Origin of the sequence: Bradyrhizobium agreste, from assembly GCF_016031625.1 — a bacterium.
Classification (GTDB): domain Bacteria; phylum Pseudomonadota; class Alphaproteobacteria; order Rhizobiales; family Xanthobacteraceae; genus Bradyrhizobium; species Bradyrhizobium agreste.
On the sequence record NZ_JACCHP010000037.1, the window covers coordinates 20,546 to 37,972 of the forward strand.

At 64.4% G+C, this 17,427-nt stretch carries 19 protein-coding genes and 2 pseudogenes; 12 read left to right on the forward strand and 9 right to left on the reverse strand.

The features are described 5' to 3' along the window. The first annotated feature begins 6 nt into the window (after positions 1-6). Both HZZ13_RS34695 and HZZ13_RS34700 read left to right on the forward strand, forming a co-directional pair. On the forward strand, positions 7-336 hold the full coding sequence (locus HZZ13_RS34695) for a DUF2160 domain-containing protein (RefSeq protein ID WP_197963930.1): 330 nt from the start codon (positions 7-9) through the stop codon (positions 334-336). 130 nt (positions 337-466) lie between these two features. Then, the gene (locus tag HZZ13_RS34700) at positions 467-2,209 is read left to right on the forward strand and encodes an ABC transporter substrate-binding protein (protein WP_197963946.1); all 1,743 of its coding nucleotides are present in this window, start codon (positions 467-469) and stop codon (positions 2,207-2,209) included. Between the two features lie 235 nt (positions 2,210-2,444). Here HZZ13_RS34700 and HZZ13_RS34705 read toward each other — a convergent pair whose 3' ends face one another. The 5 genes from HZZ13_RS34705 to HZZ13_RS34725 form a co-directional block, all read right to left on the reverse strand. Beyond that, complete coding sequence (locus tag HZZ13_RS34705) at positions 2,445-3,545, reverse strand: alkene reductase (RefSeq protein ID WP_197963931.1); 1,101 nt, start codon at positions 3,543-3,545, stop codon at positions 2,445-2,447. A gap of 180 nt (positions 3,546-3,725) precedes the next feature. Further along, positions 3,726-4,229 carry a DUF1993 domain-containing protein gene (locus HZZ13_RS34710; RefSeq protein ID WP_197963932.1) on the reverse strand — a complete coding sequence of 168 codons (504 nt, stop codon included), beginning with the start codon at positions 4,227-4,229 and terminating at the stop codon, positions 3,726-3,728. Positions 4,230-4,339: 110 nt separating this feature from the next. Then, entirely contained in the window at positions 4,340-5,656 is a 1,317-nt protein-coding gene (locus HZZ13_RS34715) for a lytic murein transglycosylase (protein ID WP_376707095.1), read from the reverse strand. A 28-nt stretch (positions 5,657-5,684) separates the two neighbouring features. Next, a complete protein-coding gene (locus tag HZZ13_RS34720; RefSeq protein WP_197963933.1) occupies positions 5,685-5,912 on the reverse strand; it encodes a hypothetical protein in 228 nt (75 codons plus the stop codon). Further along, positions 5,909-6,145: a hypothetical protein gene (locus HZZ13_RS34725; protein ID WP_197963934.1), complete on the reverse strand. Its 237-nt coding sequence runs from the start codon at positions 6,143-6,145 to the stop codon at positions 5,909-5,911. Before HZZ13_RS34725 ends, HZZ13_RS34720 begins: the two co-directional genes overlap by 4 nt. Positions 6,146-6,298: 153 nt before the next feature. Between HZZ13_RS34725 and htpX the strand changes: the two genes are divergently transcribed. The 3 genes from htpX (at position 6,299) to HZZ13_RS37465 (ending at position 8,621) form a co-directional block, all read left to right on the forward strand. Next, positions 6,299-7,246: a zinc metalloprotease HtpX gene (gene htpX, locus HZZ13_RS34730; protein WP_197963935.1), complete on the forward strand. Its 948-nt coding sequence runs from the start codon at positions 6,299-6,301 to the stop codon at positions 7,244-7,246. A gap of 136 nt (positions 7,247-7,382) precedes the next feature. After that, positions 7,383-8,000, forward strand: coding sequence for a tetratricopeptide repeat protein (locus tag HZZ13_RS34735; protein ID WP_197963936.1), 618 nt, complete (start codon positions 7,383-7,385; stop codon positions 7,998-8,000). 228 nt (positions 8,001-8,228) lie between these two features. After that, positions 8,229-8,621, forward strand: a complete 393-nt coding sequence (locus tag HZZ13_RS37465; RefSeq protein WP_197963937.1) for a DUF3551 domain-containing protein — start codon at positions 8,229-8,231, stop codon at positions 8,619-8,621. 33 nt (positions 8,622-8,654) lie between these two features. On the opposite strand, the gene HZZ13_RS34745 is transcribed toward HZZ13_RS37465, so the two are convergent. Together HZZ13_RS34745 and HZZ13_RS34750 are read right to left on the reverse strand one after the other, a co-directional pair. Next, complete coding sequence (locus HZZ13_RS34745) at positions 8,655-8,996, reverse strand: hypothetical protein (RefSeq protein WP_197963938.1); 342 nt, start codon at positions 8,994-8,996, stop codon at positions 8,655-8,657. Positions 8,997-9,159: 163 nt separating this feature from the next. Beyond that, entirely contained in the window at positions 9,160-9,960 is an 801-nt protein-coding gene (locus HZZ13_RS34750) for a hypothetical protein (RefSeq protein WP_197963939.1), read from the reverse strand. 231 nt (positions 9,961-10,191) lie between these two features. On the opposite strand from HZZ13_RS34750, the gene HZZ13_RS34755 reads away from it, so the two are divergent. Beyond that, positions 10,192-10,485 carry an antibiotic biosynthesis monooxygenase gene (locus HZZ13_RS34755; RefSeq protein WP_018648871.1) on the forward strand — a complete coding sequence of 98 codons (294 nt, stop codon included), beginning with the start codon at positions 10,192-10,194 and terminating at the stop codon, positions 10,483-10,485. 149 nt (positions 10,486-10,634) lie between these two features. Here the strand turns inward: HZZ13_RS34755 and HZZ13_RS34760 are convergent, their stop codons facing one another. Next, positions 10,635-12,080 (reverse strand): helix-turn-helix domain-containing protein, encoded by a 1,446-nt coding sequence (locus HZZ13_RS34760; protein ID WP_197963940.1) that lies wholly within the window; start codon positions 12,078-12,080, stop codon positions 10,635-10,637. A 228-nt stretch (positions 12,081-12,308) separates the two neighbouring features. Between HZZ13_RS34760 and HZZ13_RS34765 the strand changes: the two genes are divergently transcribed. The 3 genes from HZZ13_RS34765 to HZZ13_RS34775 all read left to right on the forward strand — a co-directional run bounded on the left by HZZ13_RS34765 (position 12,309) and on the right by HZZ13_RS34775 (position 14,936). Beyond that, positions 12,309-13,943 carry an isocitrate lyase gene (locus HZZ13_RS34765; protein WP_197963941.1) on the forward strand — a complete coding sequence of 545 codons (1,635 nt, stop codon included), beginning with the start codon at positions 12,309-12,311 and terminating at the stop codon, positions 13,941-13,943. Positions 13,944-13,974: 31 nt separating this feature from the next. Then, positions 13,975-14,187, forward strand: coding sequence for a DUF4170 domain-containing protein (locus HZZ13_RS34770; protein WP_197963942.1), 213 nt, complete (start codon positions 13,975-13,977; stop codon positions 14,185-14,187). Positions 14,188-14,381: 194 nt separating this feature from the next. After that, positions 14,382-14,936 carry a hypothetical protein gene (locus tag HZZ13_RS34775; RefSeq protein ID WP_197963943.1) on the forward strand — a complete coding sequence of 185 codons (555 nt, stop codon included), beginning with the start codon at positions 14,382-14,384 and terminating at the stop codon, positions 14,934-14,936. 121 nt (positions 14,937-15,057) lie between these two features. On the opposite strand, the gene HZZ13_RS34780 is transcribed toward HZZ13_RS34775, so the two are convergent. Next, the gene (locus HZZ13_RS34780) at positions 15,058-15,942 is read right to left on the reverse strand and encodes a metallophosphoesterase family protein (RefSeq protein WP_197963948.1); all 885 of its coding nucleotides are present in this window, start codon (positions 15,940-15,942) and stop codon (positions 15,058-15,060) included. Between the two features lie 106 nt (positions 15,943-16,048). Between HZZ13_RS34780 and HZZ13_RS34785 the strand changes: the two genes are divergently transcribed. The 3 genes and pseudogenes from HZZ13_RS34785 to HZZ13_RS34795 form a co-directional block, all read left to right on the forward strand. Further along, positions 16,049-16,540, forward strand: coding sequence for an NUDIX domain-containing protein (locus HZZ13_RS34785; RefSeq protein ID WP_197963944.1), 492 nt, complete (start codon positions 16,049-16,051; stop codon positions 16,538-16,540). Positions 16,541-16,727: 187 nt separating this feature from the next. After that, positions 16,728-16,919 (forward strand): annotated as a pseudogene (locus tag HZZ13_RS34790) (glycosyltransferase); the annotation flags it as partial. Between the two features lie 109 nt (positions 16,920-17,028). Then, positions 17,029-17,427, forward strand: a pseudogene (locus HZZ13_RS34795) (IS110 family transposase); the annotation flags it as partial.

Consider the following 17,427-nt stretch of genomic DNA (forward strand, 5'->3'; position numbering starts at 1 on the left):
GCAACCATGGAGTCAATCGCATGGATGGCCTGGACGCTGCCGACCGCGATCTTCTTCGCCGCGCTCGCCTGTACGCTCGCGGTGATGACCTGGCTTGCCGCGGTCTATCCGGAGGCCGAGCGCATCGGCGTGCTGCGCATCCCGACCACGCGCGGCGACCGCCTGTTCATCTCGCTGATCGCGGCCGCCGTCATCCACCTCGCGTGGATCGGCCTTGTCGGCACGGAGGCGATCGCCACGCTGCCGGTCGGCGAGGAGGGGTTTGAAATCTCGAGCCTATGGCTCGCATCAGGAATTTCGCTGGTCACGGCCGCGCTCATTTTCCGCACGGTCTGAAGCTTGCGAAGGGACGGCCAGATCCGGGACCAACCCGGGCCTGTATAAAAGTTTGTCGCTGCAACGGAGGAACAACATGCGACAGTTTAGGAGAAGGAAAGGTCCATTGACGAAGAATAGTTTTCTCACCATGTCCAGCGCCGCTGCAATCATCGCGGTGTCGTTCGCCGTCTCGGCGCCGGTTCGCGCCGCCGACGAGGCCGTGATCCAGAAGTGGATTGCGGAATTCCAGCCCTCGACGCTGTCGAAGGAGGACCAGAAGAAGGAGCTGGAGTGGTTCGCCAAGGCGGCCGAACCGTTCAAGGGCATGGAGATCAACGTCGTCTCCGAGACGATCACGACTCATGAATATGAGGCGCAGACGCTCGCCAAGGCATTCTCCGAGCTCACCGGCATCAAGCTCAAGCACGATCTCATCCAGGAAGGTGACGTCGTCGAGAAGCTCCAGACCCAGATGCAGTCGGGCAAGAACGTCTATGACGGCTGGATCAACGACTCCGACCTGATCGGCACGCATTTCCGCTACGGCCAGACCATTGCGCTGTCGGACTACATGACCGGCGAGGGCAAGGACGTCACCGACCCCATGCTCGACGTCAATGACTTCATCGGCAAGTCGTTCGGCACCGGGCCGGACGGCAAGCTCTACCAGCTGCCCGACCAGCAGTTCGCGAACCTCTATTGGTTCCGCTACGACTGGTTCACCAATCCCGACTACAAGGCGAAGTTCAAGGCCAAGTATGGCTACGAGCTCGGCGTGCCCGTGAACTGGTCGGCTTATGAAGACATCGCCGAGTTCTTCACCAACGACATCAAGGAGATCAACGGCGTCAAGGTCTACGGCCATATGGACTATGGCAAGAAGGACCCCTCGCTCGGATGGCGCTTCACCGACGCCTGGCTGTCGATGGCCGGCAACGGTGACAAGGGCATTCCGAACGGTCTGCCGGTCGACGAATGGGGCATCCGCATGGAGGGCTGCCGCCCGGTCGGCTCTTCGGTGGAGCGTGGCGGCGACACCAATGGTCCGGCCGCAGTCTACTCGATCACGAAGTATCTCGAGTGGATGAAGAAGTATGCCCCGCCGCAGGCGCAGGGCATGACCTTCTCCGAGTCCGGCCCCGTGCCGTCGCAGGGTAACATCGCCCAGCAGATGTTCTGGTACACCGCCTTCACTGCCGACATGGTGAAGCCGGGTCTGCCGGTGGTGAATGCGGACGGTACGCCGAAATGGCGTATGGCTCCGTCGCCGCACGGCTCCTACTGGAAGGAAGGCATGAAGCTCGGTTACCAGGACGCCGGCTCCGCCACGCTGCTGAAGTCGACTCCGCCGGACCGCCGCAAGGCAGCCTGGCTCTATCTCCAGTTCATCGTCTCCAAGTCGGTGAGCTTGAAGAAGAGCCATGTCGGTCTCACCTTCATCCGTGAATCCGACATCTGGGACAAGTCGTTCACCGAGCGTGCGCCGAAGCTCGGCGGCTTGATCGAGTTCTACCGCTCGCCCGCGCGCGTGCAGTGGACCCCGACCGGCAACAACGTGCCCGACTATCCGAAGCTCGCGCAGCTGTGGTGGCAGAACATCGGCGATGCGTCGTCCGGTGCGAAGACGCCGCAAGCCGCGATGGATGCTCTCGCGGCGGCCCAGGACTCCGTGCTGGAGCGTCTGGAGAAGTCCGGCGTGCAGGGCGCCTGCGGTCCGAAGCTGCACAAGAAGGAAACGGCCGAGTTCTGGTTCGCCAAGGCCCAGAAGGACGGCACCATCGCGCCGCAGCGCAAGCTCGCCAACGAGAAGCCGAAGGGCGAGACGGTGGACTACGACACCCTGATCAAGTCGTGGCCCGCCACTCCGCCGAAGCGCGCGGAAGCGAAGTAAGCTCGTGAGACGTCATGGCCGGGCTTGACCCGGCCATCCATCCAAAACGAAAGGCCGGGAGCGATCCCGGCCTTTTTGCGCAGCTGTCACCACTACGTCATTGCGAGCCAACGGGTCCGCGCGAAGCGCGGCCCGATGACAGGCTCCGCGAAGCAATCCAGAGTCTTTCCCTGGAGGCAGTCTGGATTGCTTCGTCGCAAGAGCTCCTCGCAATGACGGCGGAGAGAGCGGGACCTCACTCCGCCGGCTCGGCCGCGAGCGTCGGGTAATCAGTGTAACCCTTGGCGCCGCCGCCGTAGAAGGTGTTCTTGTCCCAGTCGTTCAGCGTCGCCCCCTGCTTCAGCCGCTCGACCAGGTCGGGATTGGAGATGAAGGGCTTGCCGAAGGCGATGAGGTCGGCGGCGTTCGCGTCCAGCATCTTGGTGGCGAGATCGAAATCATAGCCGTTGTTGGCGACGTAGGCACCGCCGAAGCGCTTGCGCAACGAGGCATAGTCGAACGGCGCGATGTCGCGCGGCCCGCCCGTGGCGCCTTCGACCACGTGGAGATAGACCAGCTTCAGCGCGCTGAGGCCGTCGACGATGTGATCGTACAGGGCCTGCGGGTTGGAATCGGAGATGTCGTTGGCCGGCGTCACCGGGGAGATGCGGATGCCGGTACGCTCGGCGCCGGCCTCGGCGGCAACGGCCTTGGAGACCTCCAGCATCAGCTTCGCGCGGTTCTCGATCGAGCCGCCATAGGCGTCCAGGCGCTTGTTGGCGCCGTCCTTGGCGAACTGCTCGAGCAGATAGCCGTTGGCGCCGTGGATCTCGACCCCGTCGAAGCCGGCTTCCAGCGCGTTCTTCGTGGCGCGCTTGAAGTCGTCGATGATTGCAGGGATTTCGGAGAGCTCGAGCGCGCGCGGCTCGGAGACGTCGGCGAAGCCGCCGTTGACGAAGGTCTTGCCCTTGGCGCGGATCGCGCTCGGTGCCACCGGAGCTGCGCCATTCGCCCGCAGATCGACATGCGAGATGCGGCCGACATGCCAGAGCTGGATGAAGATCTTGCCGCCGCGTTCATGCACCTTGTCGGTGACCTTGCGCCAGCCGGCGACCTGCTCCTTCGAGTAGATGCCGGGCGTGTCCTGGTAGCCCTGACCTTGTTGCGAGACCTGGCTCGCCTCGGTGATCAGGAGGCCTGCGGATGCGCGCTGGGCGTAATAATCGGCGGCGAGCGGACCGGGCACGAAGGTGCCGGGTACGGCGCGGTTGCGCGTCAGCGGCGCCATGACGAGGCGGTTGGCCAGCGTGATCGGGCCGAGCTTGTAGGTCTCAAACAATTTGGTCGAACGGCTCATGGGAATGCTTCCAGGCGGTGAGAGGTCTCGAACACTTGTGCATCGCGACATCAGGCGCAAGGGATGAGCCATACGGAAAGTGCAGGCGGGCTACGCGGCAGCGCCCGCGTAGCACAATTCATGTGCAATCCCGGCGCCGGCAGCGGATTTCCGCTCCCGGCCGCCGTGCGGTTTGACAAGTCAGGTCGTGCCCAGGAAATCGCGCTTGCCGATCTCGACGCCGTTGTGACGCAGAATGCCGTGGGCGATCGCGGCGTGGAAATAGAAATTCGGCAGCGAGAACGAGCTCAGGAATTGCTGGCCCTTCACGGTGATGGATTTGTCGGGGCCTGCAGGGAAGGTGACGTCCCTGACGTCGGCGCCTTCGAACTGCTCGGGCTTGAACGACTTGACGTAGTCGATGGTCTTGGCGAGCCGCTGCTTCAATTCCGCAAAGCTGGTCTCGGTATCGGGCGTCGTCGGCACCTCGCTGTGGGTCAGCCGGGCACAGCCTTTGGCGGCGAAATCGCTGACGAGCTGGATCTGCTTCGACAGCGGCAGCATGTCCGGAAACAGGCGCGAGCCGAGCAGGACGCCGGGATCGATCTTCCTGGCCGCGCAATGCGCCTCAGCTTTGGTGAGCAGCCCGGTCACGCTGTTCAGCATCTGCAAATAGGCGGGGACGACGGCGTCGTAGAATGACATGTGATGCTCGCTCAAATGATGGGAAATCTCAGGAGAATACCTGAGTCACTCACATGGGAGCCTCATGGAAAAATGCAATCGCGGAAAGCGGCTTGTGCGATGCGAAAATTCTACCGCACCGCCGTCTGGGGCTGTGCCTGTGCCGTGCCGCCGCGCATGCGCGCAAGCAGCTCGGCGGTCGGCCAGGAATCGGCCGGCAGGCCGTACTTGATCTGCATCGCCTTCACCGCGGCGCGGCTCTGCTGGCCCAGCACGCCGTCGACCTTGCCGACATTGAAGCCGGCACGCACCAGCAATTGCTGCAATTCCTTCAGCTCGTTGAAAGGCAACTGCGCCACCGGCGTCGTTGGCTTGCGCATCGGCGGCGCGCCCGCGATGCGGGTGGCGAGATAGCCCGCCGTGGTCGAATAGATCAGCGAGTTGTTCCACTCGGTGTAGGCGGCGAAATTCGGATAGGCCATGAAGGCCGGCCCGAAGCGTCCCATCGGCAGCAGCACGGACGCTGCAAGATTGTCGTTCGGGAGCGGCCGGCCGTCAGGATAGGTGACGCCCAGCTGCGCCCATGTCGAGCGCGGTTCGCGCACCGTCAGATCGGTCTTCTCCCACGGCAGGTTCGGCGGCACCTTGATCTCCTCGAGCCACGGCTCGCCGCGCCGCCATTTCAGTCCGTTCGCGATGTAGTTTGCGGTCGAGCCGATCACGTCGGCGCCGGAGTGCAGGAGGTCGCGCCGCCCGTCGCCGTCATAATCGACGGCGTAGTTGACGTAGTGCACCGGCAGGAATTGCGTCTGCCCGAGCTCGCCGGCCCATGAGCCGATCATCTCGTCGGGATGCAGATCGCCGCGGTCGATGATTTTCAGCGCGGCGATGGTCTCGTGCACGAACATCTCGGAGCGGCGGCAATCATAGGCCAGCGACACCAGCGACTTCAGCGTCGGCAGATTGCCCATGTTGGCACCGAAATCGCTCTCGAGGCCCCAGAACGCGGCGATCACGGCGGGCGGCACGCCGTATTCCTTTTCCGCGCGTGCAAACGCTGCGGCGTATTGCTTGATGTGCTGCTGCCCGTTCTGCATGCGATAGGGCGCGGCCATGCGGCCGGCAAACTCGGTGAAGAGCTGGCCGAACACGCGCTGGCCGCGGTCGCGGTTGACGATGCCCTGGTCGTAGACGAGATAGGGCGAGGCCTCCGCGATCGTGCGCTGCGACACGCCGGCGGCAACGGCCTGCTGCTTCACGTCGACGAGGAAGCGATCGAAGCTCGCACCATTGTGGCACGACGCCGCGCGCGGCGACGGGGCTGTCGCTTTGGGCGCGGCAGGCTTGGCGGGCGGCGGCGCGAACTGGGCGAAGGCGGGAAGGACGAGGGCAAACGAGACCGCGATCGTTGCAATCGCGAGGCGAGAACCAAGGCAGGCCATCGGCATCGATATCTCTGTGTTGTCGGGCGAGCCGCTAGGCGGCCAATACGGCGCGTTTCACCGCGAGCGGAAGGGCAATCTCGCGAAAGAAGGCTTTCGGATAAAGGTAATCCTCGCCGGACTCGTCGACGATCCGCAGCATGCCGAGTTTGTCGGCCGCGGGATCGCGCAGTGTCACATAAATCTTGCGCTTCTCGAGGGACGCCTCGTAGCCCTCATTGTCGACGCATATGACCAATTGCTTGCTTCGCGACTTCGTCATGATTCTCGGAATAGGTTCTTGATCTTGAATTCCTTGCGGCCGATGCCGCCGGCCTCATACCAATGTATCTCAGCGAGATGGGTGGAGCCATCGGATAATCGCACCTGGGCGATACCCGTCTTTCGCCAGCGTCCTCGCCCGTAGATTCGCCGCAGCCGGGCAATCTCGCGGATAGCCGAGCCGCTGGCGAAGGTTTCGACCTCGGAAATTTCGCCGAGAATTTCGAATTGCATGGCCGCGATCGTGCCCGGCCGTTCCCGGCCAGGTCAAGTGCCGCGGCTCCGCGACGCACCCGGAAACCTTGCACCCCGGCCGGGGTCATCCCTACCTGACGTGTGCCGGCCTGCAGCGCTTCCAGCAGCCGCGGCCGGCCAGGAGAGACGGCCATGAACTATTTTCGTACCGCAATGCTGCTCGCAGGCCTGACCGCCCTGTTCATGGGCGTCGGCTATCTGATCGGCGGCGCCTCGGGCGCCATGATCGCGCTCGTCATTGCCGCCGCAACCAATCTCTTCACCTACTGGAACTCCGACCGCATGGTGCTGTCGATGTACGGCGCCCATCAGGTCGATCGTTCGACCGCGCCGGAGCTGGTCGGCCTCGTCGCCGAGCTTGCGGGCCGCGCCGGCCTGCCGATGCCGCGCGTGTTCGTGATGGATGAGATCCAGCCCAATGCGTTCGCCACCGGCCGTAATCCGGAAAACGCCGCGGTTGCCGTCACCACCGGTCTGATGAATCAGCTCAGCCGCGAGGAGCTCGCCGGCGTGATCGCGCACGAGCTCGCGCACATCAAGCATCACGACACGCTGTTGATGACGATCACCGCGACCATTGCCGGCGCGATCTCCATGCTGGCGCAGTTCGGCATGTTCTTCGGCGGCAATCGCGACAACAACAATGGCCTCGGCATCGTCGGCTCGATCCTGATGATGATCCTCGCCCCGCTCGGCGCCATGCTGGTGCAGATGGCGATCAGCCGGACCCGTGAATATGCCGCCGACAATCTCGGCGCGCGCATCGTGGGACAGCCGATGTGGCTGGCCTCTGCGCTGGTGAAGATCGACGGCGCCGCGCATCAGGTCCCGAACTACGAGGCCGAGCGCAACCCCGCGACCGCGCACATGTTCATCATCAATCCGCTGTCGGGCCACGGGGTGGACAATCTGTTCGCCACCCACCCCTCGACGCAGAACCGCGTCGCCGCGCTCCAGCAATTGGCGGCCGAGCTCGGCACCCGCGCGGCGCCGTCGGTCGGCGCCAACGAGAACTATCCGCCGCGCGGCCCCTGGGGCCGCTCCTCCTCACGCGGCTCTTCACGTGGTCCTTGGGGCTGACGGAGCCGGCAAGGATTTGCGGCCGCCTTTGTGATCTGGCGCACACAGGGACGTCCCAGACCGGTGTTAACACCTCGGCGTGACCATTCCTTCGAAAGGGGATGCGTGGCCGGCCCGCTGCCGGCCACCGCCGAAGATGACCAGAATTGCCGTACCATTGCTGATCGTCCTTTGCGTGCTCGTCGGCTTGTCCACGCACATGGTCGTCAATTGCGGCGACGAGGACGAGCCCGACATCTGCTCGGCCGTGATCGGCTTCTCGCCGTTGCGCGGCTCGCTGATCGCTTTCGCCTATGAGGGGCGCGGGCGGATCGCGCTGCGTCACGGCGACTTCAGGCGGGCGATCGCCGATTTCGACGAGGCCATCCACCTCAATCCCAACCGCGCTTCGCTCTATCGCGACCGGGCGCTGGCGCGCCGGCAGAACGGCGACCTCGAGCTTGCCATTGCCGATTACGACGAGGCGATCGCGCATGATCCCAAGCTCGCCGCGCCCTATCATCAACGCGGTCTCGCGCTTGCCGCCACCGGGGATCTCGACCGCGCCATCCTGAGCTACAGCACGGCGGTCCGCCTCGATCCCACCGATGCGCAGGCCCGTCTCGATCGCGGTCTTGCGTTCCTCGCCCGCGGCCAGACGGACGACGCCCGCGCCGATTTCGAGGCCGCGCTGGCGCTGCCCGCCGGCAAGGACGGTCGCGCGCGGGAGGCCGCGCGCGCCAAGCTCGCGGAACTCGCCAGCGCTGAGCACTGATTGCCGCGCCGCGAAGATGAGGATCTGGCGCGGCATTCGCAGCGGCATCCTCTCACGTCTTGGGACACGTGGCTTGCCGCATGGCGGCGAGACGGGTGGGAGATGCGCAAGGCGAGACCGTCGCGGCTGTCTCCTGCGCGTATGAACCAATTCAACTAGTATCGAGTTGGATCAAGACTGGCCGGGGCCAGAGTGCAGCCATGTCGTGCGCCCCTGGAGGAGCTTCCAATGTGCAAATGGGCTTTGACGATTTTGACCGTGACGATCGCCCTGACAGCGGGGCAGGCTCGGGCCCAAAGATATGACCCGGCTTTTCCCGTTTGCTTGTACGTCGTTTCTCGCGGAATGACCCCTTACTACCAATGCAGCTACACGACGATGGACCAATGCAGAGCATCGGCAAACGGTCAGATGTGCGTCCTCAATCCCTACTACGCCGGTGCGGCGGCCAGAGGGAACTCTCGGCGTCATCATCGCCAGACCTACGCGCCACCGAGGCCGCCGATCCACTACCGGGCTGCACCCTACAATCAGTTCTATGAACCCTATTATGGAGCGTCCCAAGGTTACGCGCCTGGCGAGAAAGAGCGATTTCTCGAAAGCGTGAGGCGCTACATGTGAGGGATGTCGCTCGACAGCGAGGAGGAGCAACGGCTACGTCTTCTTTTTCGCTTTCTTTGCAGCCTTCTTCTCCGGCTTCTCCTTTGCCTTCTTCTCGGCCTTCACCGTAACAGGCGTGCTGGCGGCCAGGCGCATCGATCGCGCGTAGCTGTCGGCGACGTTGTCGGCGGACATCTGCAGGCGCTTGGCGGCCGCATTGGCCTGCTCCATGGTGGCCTTCGCCATCATCTTGAAGCGCTCGCCGGTCTCCTTGCCCTTGGCCTTGGCCGCAAGGCTGTTGAAGCGATCCCGCCGCTCCTTGGCACGGGTCATCAGGCCCGTATGCAGCTGTCTGGCCAGTTGCCGGATCACGACATCCAGGTCGGCGTCCGCCATGTTCTCTCATCCCTTCGAAAAACGGTATCGATGCGGGCGGGACTATGCAGATCGGACCCCGGCTTGGCAATTCCCGGCTGTGCGTCATCCGCAGCTTCCGGCCTGCGAAACAAAAAAGCCGCGCTGTTCGCGCGGCTCTTTGGCTTGGCTTGGTGCCGTCCGCTCACTTCAGCGAGGCGACCGGACCGTTCGAGGCCGCCGGCTCGGGGTCGAAGCCGAACACGCCGATCAGGTATTTGTAATAATCCGGCATCTTCTCCTTGAGCGCCTCGCGCGACTTCGGATCGTGGAATTCGCTCTTGCCGGCCAGGAAGATGCTGGCAGTCACGGCAAAGAATTCCATGGGATTCTTCATCGCATAGGATTCCTTGGGCAAGAGGTCCTTGGACTTGGCGAGGGCGTAATAGGCGATCACGCCCTTGTTGGCGTAGCCGTCCGGCAGCAGCCGCGCGTGATAGGCGTGCAGGAGCTCGTGCAGCAGCACGGCCTCCTTCTCGTAGCGCATCATGTCGGGCCGCAGCATGATCACGCCGAGCCCCGAATCGACCGCGAGGTCGACGGCGTTCGGATTGGTCCAGCGCTGCTTGTTCGGGTCCCACACCGTCAGCGTCCGCGGAACGGTGCGGCGGATGTCTGGCGTGACCCGGCCGTAGCAGGCGGTCGCGGCGCCTTCGTCCAGGCAGGCCAGCTCGCTCGCGACGATCGGAACGGTGTGGAAGAAGCGCAGCACGCGCGGCGACAGGCCGGCGCCTTCGACGACATCGATCTGCTGCTTCAGATTATCGGTGAGCTTGTCGACGTCCTTGCGGTCGGAGTTCTCCGACAGGTCGAACATGTAGCCGCGATAGCTCTGGAAGCCCGGCGGCAGCGCCTGCGCCGCGTCGTCATCGAGCGAGCCGGCGATGGTTGGACTGGCGAACAGCGCGCCGACGATGGTAGCGGTCAGCAGCAACGCAATGCGCATGATGAACCCCCTGATGTCACGTCGCCCGGCAGATTAGGCCGCCGTTGTTTGCGAAACGTGAGTGCGGCGAGACTAAGGCACCGATGTTGAGGCGTGCTTAACCGCTGGTTGCAGATCGCGGAGACGGATTAGGGCCGGGTTAACCAAGCGTGGATCGGCGGCACAGTTCGGCGTACCATCCGCTTCCGGGCAACAGGCCCGGAAGTCCAGACAGCCGGAAGGGAGGATGCCATGTATGCCGCCATCCGTCAGGCCAAGGCGAAAAGCGGGAGCGCGGAAGAGCTGACGCGCCGCATCAAGGACGGCGCCGTTCCCATCATCAGCGACGTCGAGGGTTTCCGCGCTTATTACGTCGTCTATGCCGGCGACGATACGGTCACCGCGATCTCGATCTTCGACAAGTTCGAGCAGGCCGAGGAGGCGAACAAGCGCGCCATCGCCTGGATCGAGAAGGATCTCGGCCCGCTGCTTGCCGGCGACGCCCGCGCTGTGGCGGGGCCGGTGATCGTGCATACGCTGGCGTGAGGGCGCACGCTATTGATGACCGGAGCGGCGACCACACACTCGGTCGTCATGCCCGGGCTTGACCCGGGCATCCACATCTTTCTGCGTACGCGGAAGCGCGTGGATGGCCGGGTCAAGCCCGGCCATGACGGAAGAGAGAGTGTGTGCCTTCACAACTCCCTTGCATTCGAGAACGCAAAGCTCGACACCCGCCGCGTCGTCTCGTCCAGGATCAGGGTGCGCGTGATCGGCGGCTCGGCGCGCTGGGCGCAGTTCTCGCGCTCGCAGAGACGGCAGTTGACGCCGATCGGGGTGCCCTCGGCCTTCTCCAGATCCATGCCCGTGGCGTAGGTCAGGCGCGCGGCGTGGCGGATCTCGCAGCCGAGGCCGATGGCGAAGCGCGGCTGTGGCAGCGGATGCGGCGCCACCGGGCGGCGCACCATCTGCGCGATCGAGAAATAGCGCGTGCCGTCGGGCAGCTCGATCACCTGCTTGAGCAGGCGATCCGGCGTGTCGAAGGTCGAATGCACGTTCCAGAGCGGACATGTGCCGCCGAATTTCGAGAACGGGAAGGTGCCGGAGGAGAAGCGCTTGGAGACGTTGCCGGCATTGTCGACGCGCAGGAGGAAGAACGGAATGCCGCGCGCGTTCGGCCGCTGCAGCGTGGTGAGGCGATGGCAGACCTGCTCGAAGCCGGAATTGAAGCGCTGCGCCAGCACGTGGATGTCGTAGTTCAGCGCTTCGGCGGCGGCGAGGAACGCCGGGTAGGGCATCATCACGGCGGCTGCGAAATAATTGCCGAGGGTGATCCGGAACAGCCGGCGCGGCGCATCGTCCAGCGGTCCGGCCCGGCCGATGATGTTTTCCAGCGCCTGCGCGCATTCCCCGAGGCCCAGCTGGAAGGCGAGCTGGAATGCGCGGCCGGGCGGATCGACCAGCTCCGAGATCAGCAGCTGCCGGCGGTGGCGGTCGAAGCGGCGGAGCGTCTCGCGCATCACGTCGACCGGCATGATGCGGGTCTGGATCGAGTGCTTCTCGCGCAAGCGCGCGGCGAGCGCGGCATAGAGTCCCTCGGCGGGCACGTTCAATTCGTCGCGCAGATTTTCCGCCGCCTGCTCCAGCTCCGGAAAATAGTTGCGGTTGGCCTCGATCAGCTCGCGCACCCGTTCGACCGGATTGGCTTCAAAGCGCGTGCCGACGTCGCGGTCGGCCATCTGCGCCGCGGCCAGCGTCTCGCCCTGGCGCGCCTCGGTATAGGCCGCGTAGAGCCGCTGCAGCGCATGAGTGACGCCGGGGCAGAGCTCGGCGAGGTCGCGCAGCTCCTGCTTGGGCACGTCGATCTGGCGGAACAGGGGATCGGAGAAGATCTCGTTCAGCTCGGCGAAGAAGCGGTCCTCGTCCGCGGTGGCGAGGTCGCGCAGGTCGAGGTCATAGGTCTCGGCGAGCCGCAGCAGGATCTGCGCCGTCACCGGACGCTGGTTGCGCTCGATCAGGTTGACATAGCTCGGCGAGATCCCGAGCCCCTCGGCGATCTGGGTCTGCGAGAGCCCCAATTGCTGCCGGATCCGCCGGAAGCGCGGGCCGACGAAGAGTTTCTTGCCGGAATCGGCGGGCATGTCTCAGATCTCCAGCCTCAATCAAGGTCAGAATCATTGACCTATCTGTGACAAACTTTACAAAGTAACATCTATTACACGTTCATATGTTACATGACATCACCAATAAAAAACAAGCCACCTATACGAACTTTGCCTTTTCGCGTTTAGCTCCTGACACGCATCTCGCAATGCAATGTCAAGAATGTCGATGGCCGTCAGTGCCATTGTCAGCGAAAGGATCGGCACATGAATTACCAGCCCCGCGGTATCAGCACCCTCCAGGGTCCGTCGTCGTATCAGGACGAGGTCAAGGCGGCTCAGGCGCTCCTCGAGACCCAGCCGACCTGGAACGGCGTGTCGGCCGAGGCCGTCGCGCGCATGCGCCTGCAGAACCGTTTCAAGACCGGCCTCGACATCGCCCGCTACACCGCGGCCGTGATGCGCGCCGACATGGCCGCCTATGACAAGGATCCCACCAAGTACACCCAGTCGCTGGGCTGCTGGCACGGCTTCATCGCCCAGCAGAAGCTGATCTCGGTCAAGAAGCACTTCGGCGGCAAGACCGACCGCACCTACCTCTATCTCTCAGGTTGGATGATCGCGGCGCTGCGCTCCGAATTCGGTCCGCTGCCCGACCAGTCCATGCACGAGAAGACCGCGGTGCCGGCGCTGATCGAGGAGCTCTACACCTTCCTGCGTCAGGCCGATTCGCGCGAGCTCAACGACATCTTCCGTCTGCTCGACAAGGCGCGCAAGGAAGGCGACAAGACCCGGGAGAAGGAGCTGATCGAGAAGATCGACAACTTCCAGACCCACGTCGTCCCCGTCATCGCCGACATCGATGCCGGCTTCGGCAACGCGGAGGCGACCTATCTGCTCGCCAAGAAGATGATCGAGGCGGGCGCCTGCGCGCTACAGATCGAGAACCAGGTCTCCGACGAGAAGCAGTGCGGCCACCAGGACGGCAAGGTCACCGTGCCGCACGACGTCTTCCTGGCGAAGATCCGCGCCTGCCGCCACGCCTTCCTCGAGCTCGGCGTCGAAGACGGCATCGTCGTGACCCGCACCGACTCGCTTGGCGCCGGCCTGACGCAGCAGATTGCCGTCAGCCACAAGCCCGGCGACATCGGCGACCAGTACAACAGCTTCCTCGATTGCGAGGAAATCACCGCGGAGAACGCCCGCAACGGCGACGTCATCATCAACCGTAACGGCAAGATGATGCGTCCGAAGCGGCTGCCATCGAACCTCTACCAGTTCCGCCCCGGCACTGGTGCAGACCGCTGCGTGCTCGATTGCATCACCTCGCTGCAGAACGGCGCCGACCTGCTCTGGATCGAGACCGAGAAGCCGCATATCGAGCAGATCGCCAGCATGGTCGACCGCATCCGCAAGGTCGTGCCGAACGCCAAGCTCGCCTACAACAACTCGCCGTCGTTCAACTGGACGCTCAACTTCCGTTGGCAGGTCTACGACGCCTGGAAGGAAGCGGGCAAGGATGTCAGCAAGTACAACCGTGCCGATTTGATGAAGGCGGAATACGACGACACGCCGCTGGCGCAGGAAGCCGACGAGCGCATCCGCACCTTCCAGGCGGATTCGGCCAAGCGCGCCGGCATCTTCCACCACCTGATCACGCTGCCGACCTATCACACGGCCGCGCTCTCGACCGACAATCTCGCCCGCGAGTATTTCGGCGAGCAGGGCATGCTGGGCTACGTCAAGAACGTCCAGCGCGCCGAGATCCGTCAGGGCATCGCCTGCGTGAAGCACCAGAACATGGCCGGCTCCGACATCGGCGACGACCACAAGGAGTACTTCGCGGGCGAAGCTGCCCTCAAGGCGGGCGGCGTCCACAATACGATGAACCAGTTCGGCTAACGCATCGCGAAAGTTCGAGAGGAGACTGACAATGACCAAAGGCAGCAATTTCTGGGTGATCGGCGGCGAGTTCGGTTCGATGAACTTCCACAAGCTCGTCGAAGGCTCGGCCCAGGTCAAAGGTCCGTTCAAGACCCGCAAGGAGGCCGAGGACTGCTGGCGCGAGGTGTCGGAACAGAGCCGCCACAAGGCCGGCGTCCGCTTCTCGATCGTGGAAGAGCCGCAGCGCGCCCCGGCAGCCTGATCGGCAGCTGCCGAGCTGAAACAAGAAGACGTCCAAGGACGGATGGTCCCATCCAGGCGCTGCCTGGGTGGGATCGTCTGCTTTTGGTACAGGTGAAACGGTTGTGGGCGCCGTAAGTCTCTGGAATTGTAGGCCTTTGCGGAGGGTTGGGTTGCTGATAGGTTAATGGGGATAAGTCGAGGACGAGGCCCACAATGTCAGAGCCCGAGACCAGCGGGACCCATCCCGGCCAGCCGCGCCCGGTGCGGCTGCGCGATGCGCTGCTGCGCGCGCGGATCGAGGCGGCCGACCGGACCGGCGTCGTCGTCGATCTGCGCGACGCCGAGGTGGCGCGGCTCGAGATCCTTAACGACGCGCTCGATCCGCTGTTCGCGCAGGTGCCCGATCAGATCGATCTGTTCGACCGCGGCATCAGCCAGGGCGATACGCCGCGGCTGTGGATCGACGTCGTCGCCCACATCGTGATGGGGCGCGACAAGCGGATGTACCGCTTCGTCCAGGACACCCGCTTCGGCCGCATCGTGCTCGCCGAATCGCACGACACCGCCGTGATCGTCGAGGCCGTCACCGACTATGTCGCGCGCCGCATGGTCGAGCGCGAGCGTGCGATGGTGGTCGCGCCGGAGCCGCAGGCCCCGGCCGCCGCGCTGCCGCGCCGCTCGCGCCTGTGGCCGTTCGTGTTCGGCTTCGTGCTCGGCGCTGCCGCGTTGTTCGGGCTCGCAGTGCTTGCGGTGTTGCGAAACTGGTGAGGCATTCTCAGTCGTCATTCCGGGGCGCGCGCAGCGCGAACCCGGAATCCATTCATCAGCACGCACTGCGGCGCGATGGATTCCGGGTTCATGCTTCGCATGCCCCGGAATGACAGCCGGACTAAATCAGCCGCACATGCTTGATCTGCCCGATCTGAAATCCAGCCCCGAGGCTTCGCACCGTCTGCTCGCAGCGCCAGCCGGCATTGTCCTTCTCGATGGTGAACAGATTGTACGCCGCCGCCGGATAGCGTCCGTGCGCGAGCGCGGAGGCCGAGGGCACGCCGAGCGCGGGAATGTTGCCGTTGGGGCCCTCGAACCACATCGTCGAATGAATGTGATCGTGCCCGTGCAGGACCAGCTCGACGCCGTGGCGCTTCAACAGTCCCAAGAGTTCCGGCGCGTCCGTCATCCGCTTCTGGCGCGCGCTGGATTTCAGCGGATGATGCACCAGCAGCACGCGGAAGACGTCTTCCGCCGCGAGCCGCTCGAGCACCTCCGCAAGCGCAGCGAGCTGATCGCGCCCGAGCGTGCCGGTCGCCATCAGCGGCAGGGTCGGCACCGCCGTGGACAGGCTGATCAGAGCCAGCGGCCCGCGCCGGCGCACCGCGGGGAAGGCTGCAGCGCCGGGCGTGTCCGCGGCGATGTAGTGCAGGAACGTCTCGCCGAAGCGATGACGCGTTGCGCTGACATAGGCGTCGTGATTGCCGGGGATCGCGGTCACGCGGTCGGGCGGGCCGACGCTTTCGAGCCAGGCCAGCGCCGGCGCGAACTCCGCCTCCAGCGCCAGGTTGACGAGATCGCCCGTCACGGCGATGTGGTCCGGCGCCTGCGCCTTCATGTCGGCGACGAGCGCGTCGAGAACCTCGCGGCGCTGGTACTTGTGGCGGTTGCGCGTCCAGTTGACATAGCCGAGCGCGCGCTTGCCCGCGAGCTCGATCAGCCGCGGCTTCGGCAAGGGTGCCAGATGCGGATCGGACAGGTGGGCGAGCGTGAAGGGGGCCAGCTTGAAGGGAGTCATGACGCGCGAATGCCTCGCTATTGCTCCGCTGTAATGGCAAGGTCGCGCGCGCCGCGCAAGCAGGCCTGAACCGCGGCGTCAAGGAAGCCTGATGGGGGGACGTCTGAACCGAGCCCGAAGAAAAGCCGAGCCGCTGCTGCGGCGGATCTTCCACGCCTATTTCCTGCTTGTCCGCGGCATGACGCTCGGCGTCCGCGCCGTGGTGCTGGATGCCGACAATCGCGTGTTCCTGGTCAGGCACAGCTACGTCAGCGGCTGGTATTTGCCTGGCGGCGGCGTCGATTTCGGCGAGACCATGGAAGAGGCGTTGCGGCGCGAGCTCAAGGAGGAGGGCGACATCGATCTGACCGGCGAGGCGATCCTGCACGGCGTCTTCCTCAACAGCCACGTCTCCCGCCGCGATCACGTCGCGGTCTACGTGGTCCGGCAGTTCAGGCAGGACCGCATCCCCGGGCCCAACCGCGAGATCGCCGAATGTGGCTTCTTCGACAAGGCCGCGTTGCCCGAGGGCACCACGCCCGGCACGCGGCTGCGGATCGCCGAAGTGCTCGATGGCAGGCCCTTGATTGCGACATGGCGCTGAGGGCGGCTTGTGCTAGAGCATGATCCGGAAAAGTGTGCAGCGGTTTTCCGAGAAGGTCATGCTCAAACAAAAACCCAACGCGCGATGACGATTCGTCCTAATCTCATCGCGCTTTAGTAACCCGCTCGATGCGCACGGCAGGCCACGCCGCTCAGGCGCGAGCCGACAGCCTCGGAGTGCTGCCCTGATGACCACAACGCAACTTCGTATCGCGGTGCTGGTGCCCTGCTACAACGAGGAGGCCGCGGTTGCGACCGTCGTTGGCGATTTCCGCAAGGCGCTGCCCGCGGCGGGGATCTACGTCTACGACGACAATTCGCGCGACCGGACCGCCGCGATCGCGCGCGAAGCCGGCGCGATCGTGCGCAGCGAGCGCCGGCCTCGTCCTTCGAGACGGCGCTGGCCGCGCCTCCTCAGATCCTATGGGCGGCGGGTGGTCAAGAGAGGTTAGGATTGGATTGCAAACCACCCAGCCTCGGAGGACCAAGATGATCAAGCTCGATCGCATTGACGCACCCGCCACGGCGGAGCATGCCACGGTTTACCTGGCTTTTGAACTGAGCAAAGCGAAATGGAAGCTCGGCGTGTTGCTGCCGGGCTCACAGAAGCTGAGCCGGTACACGATTGGTGGCGGTGATCTGGTGGCCTTGGCAGCGCGGCTTGCAGACGTGAGCAAGAAGGCTGCCGCGGATGGACGGCCGATACGCATATTGTCGTGCTACGAGGCAGGTCTCGACGGCCACTGGCTGCATCGCTGGCTGGCGCAGCAAGGCGTGATCAATCACGAGATCGATCCCTCCAGCATCGAGGTGAACCGTCGCGCACGGCGCGCCAAGACCGACCAGATCGATCTGGAGAAGCTGATGCGGACCTTCCTGGCCTATTTG

What these genes read in the sequence shown, in the direction of transcription:
- HZZ13_RS34695 (WP_197963930.1), top strand. Translation starts at nt 7, where the DNA reads ATGGAGTCAATCGCATGGATGGCCTGGACGCTGCCGACCGCGATCTTC.
- HZZ13_RS34700 (WP_197963946.1), top strand. Translation starts at nt 467, where the DNA reads ATGTCCAGCGCCGCTGCAATCATCGCGGTGTCGTTCGCCGTCTCGGCG.
- HZZ13_RS34705 (WP_197963931.1), bottom strand. Translation starts at nt 3,545, where the DNA reads ATGAGCCGTTCGACCAAATTGTTTGAGACCTACAAGCTCGGCCCGATC.
- HZZ13_RS34710 (WP_197963932.1), bottom strand. Translation starts at nt 4,229, where the DNA reads ATGTCATTCTACGACGCCGTCGTCCCCGCCTATTTGCAGATGCTGAAC.
- HZZ13_RS34715 (WP_376707095.1), bottom strand. Translation starts at nt 5,656, where the DNA reads ATGCCGATGGCCTGCCTTGGTTCTCGCCTCGCGATTGCAACGATCGCG.
- HZZ13_RS34720 (WP_197963933.1), bottom strand. Translation starts at nt 5,912, where the DNA reads ATGACGAAGTCGCGAAGCAAGCAATTGGTCATATGCGTCGACAATGAG.
- HZZ13_RS34725 (WP_197963934.1), bottom strand. Translation starts at nt 6,145, where the DNA reads ATGCAATTCGAAATTCTCGGCGAAATTTCCGAGGTCGAAACCTTCGCC.
- htpX (WP_197963935.1), top strand. Translation starts at nt 6,299, where the DNA reads ATGAACTATTTTCGTACCGCAATGCTGCTCGCAGGCCTGACCGCCCTG.
- HZZ13_RS34735 (WP_197963936.1), top strand. Translation starts at nt 7,383, where the DNA reads ATGACCAGAATTGCCGTACCATTGCTGATCGTCCTTTGCGTGCTCGTC.
- HZZ13_RS37465 (WP_197963937.1), top strand. Translation starts at nt 8,229, where the DNA reads ATGTGCAAATGGGCTTTGACGATTTTGACCGTGACGATCGCCCTGACA.
- HZZ13_RS34745 (WP_197963938.1), bottom strand. Translation starts at nt 8,996, where the DNA reads ATGGCGGACGCCGACCTGGATGTCGTGATCCGGCAACTGGCCAGACAG.
- HZZ13_RS34750 (WP_197963939.1), bottom strand. Translation starts at nt 9,960, where the DNA reads ATGCGCATTGCGTTGCTGCTGACCGCTACCATCGTCGGCGCGCTGTTC.
- HZZ13_RS34755 (WP_018648871.1), top strand. Translation starts at nt 10,192, where the DNA reads ATGTATGCCGCCATCCGTCAGGCCAAGGCGAAAAGCGGGAGCGCGGAA.
- HZZ13_RS34760 (WP_197963940.1), bottom strand. Translation starts at nt 12,080, where the DNA reads ATGCCCGCCGATTCCGGCAAGAAACTCTTCGTCGGCCCGCGCTTCCGG.
- HZZ13_RS34765 (WP_197963941.1), top strand. Translation starts at nt 12,309, where the DNA reads ATGAATTACCAGCCCCGCGGTATCAGCACCCTCCAGGGTCCGTCGTCG.
- HZZ13_RS34770 (WP_197963942.1), top strand. Translation starts at nt 13,975, where the DNA reads ATGACCAAAGGCAGCAATTTCTGGGTGATCGGCGGCGAGTTCGGTTCG.
- HZZ13_RS34775 (WP_197963943.1), top strand. Translation starts at nt 14,382, where the DNA reads ATGTCAGAGCCCGAGACCAGCGGGACCCATCCCGGCCAGCCGCGCCCG.
- HZZ13_RS34785 (WP_197963944.1), top strand. Translation starts at nt 16,049, where the DNA reads ATGGGGGGACGTCTGAACCGAGCCCGAAGAAAAGCCGAGCCGCTGCTG.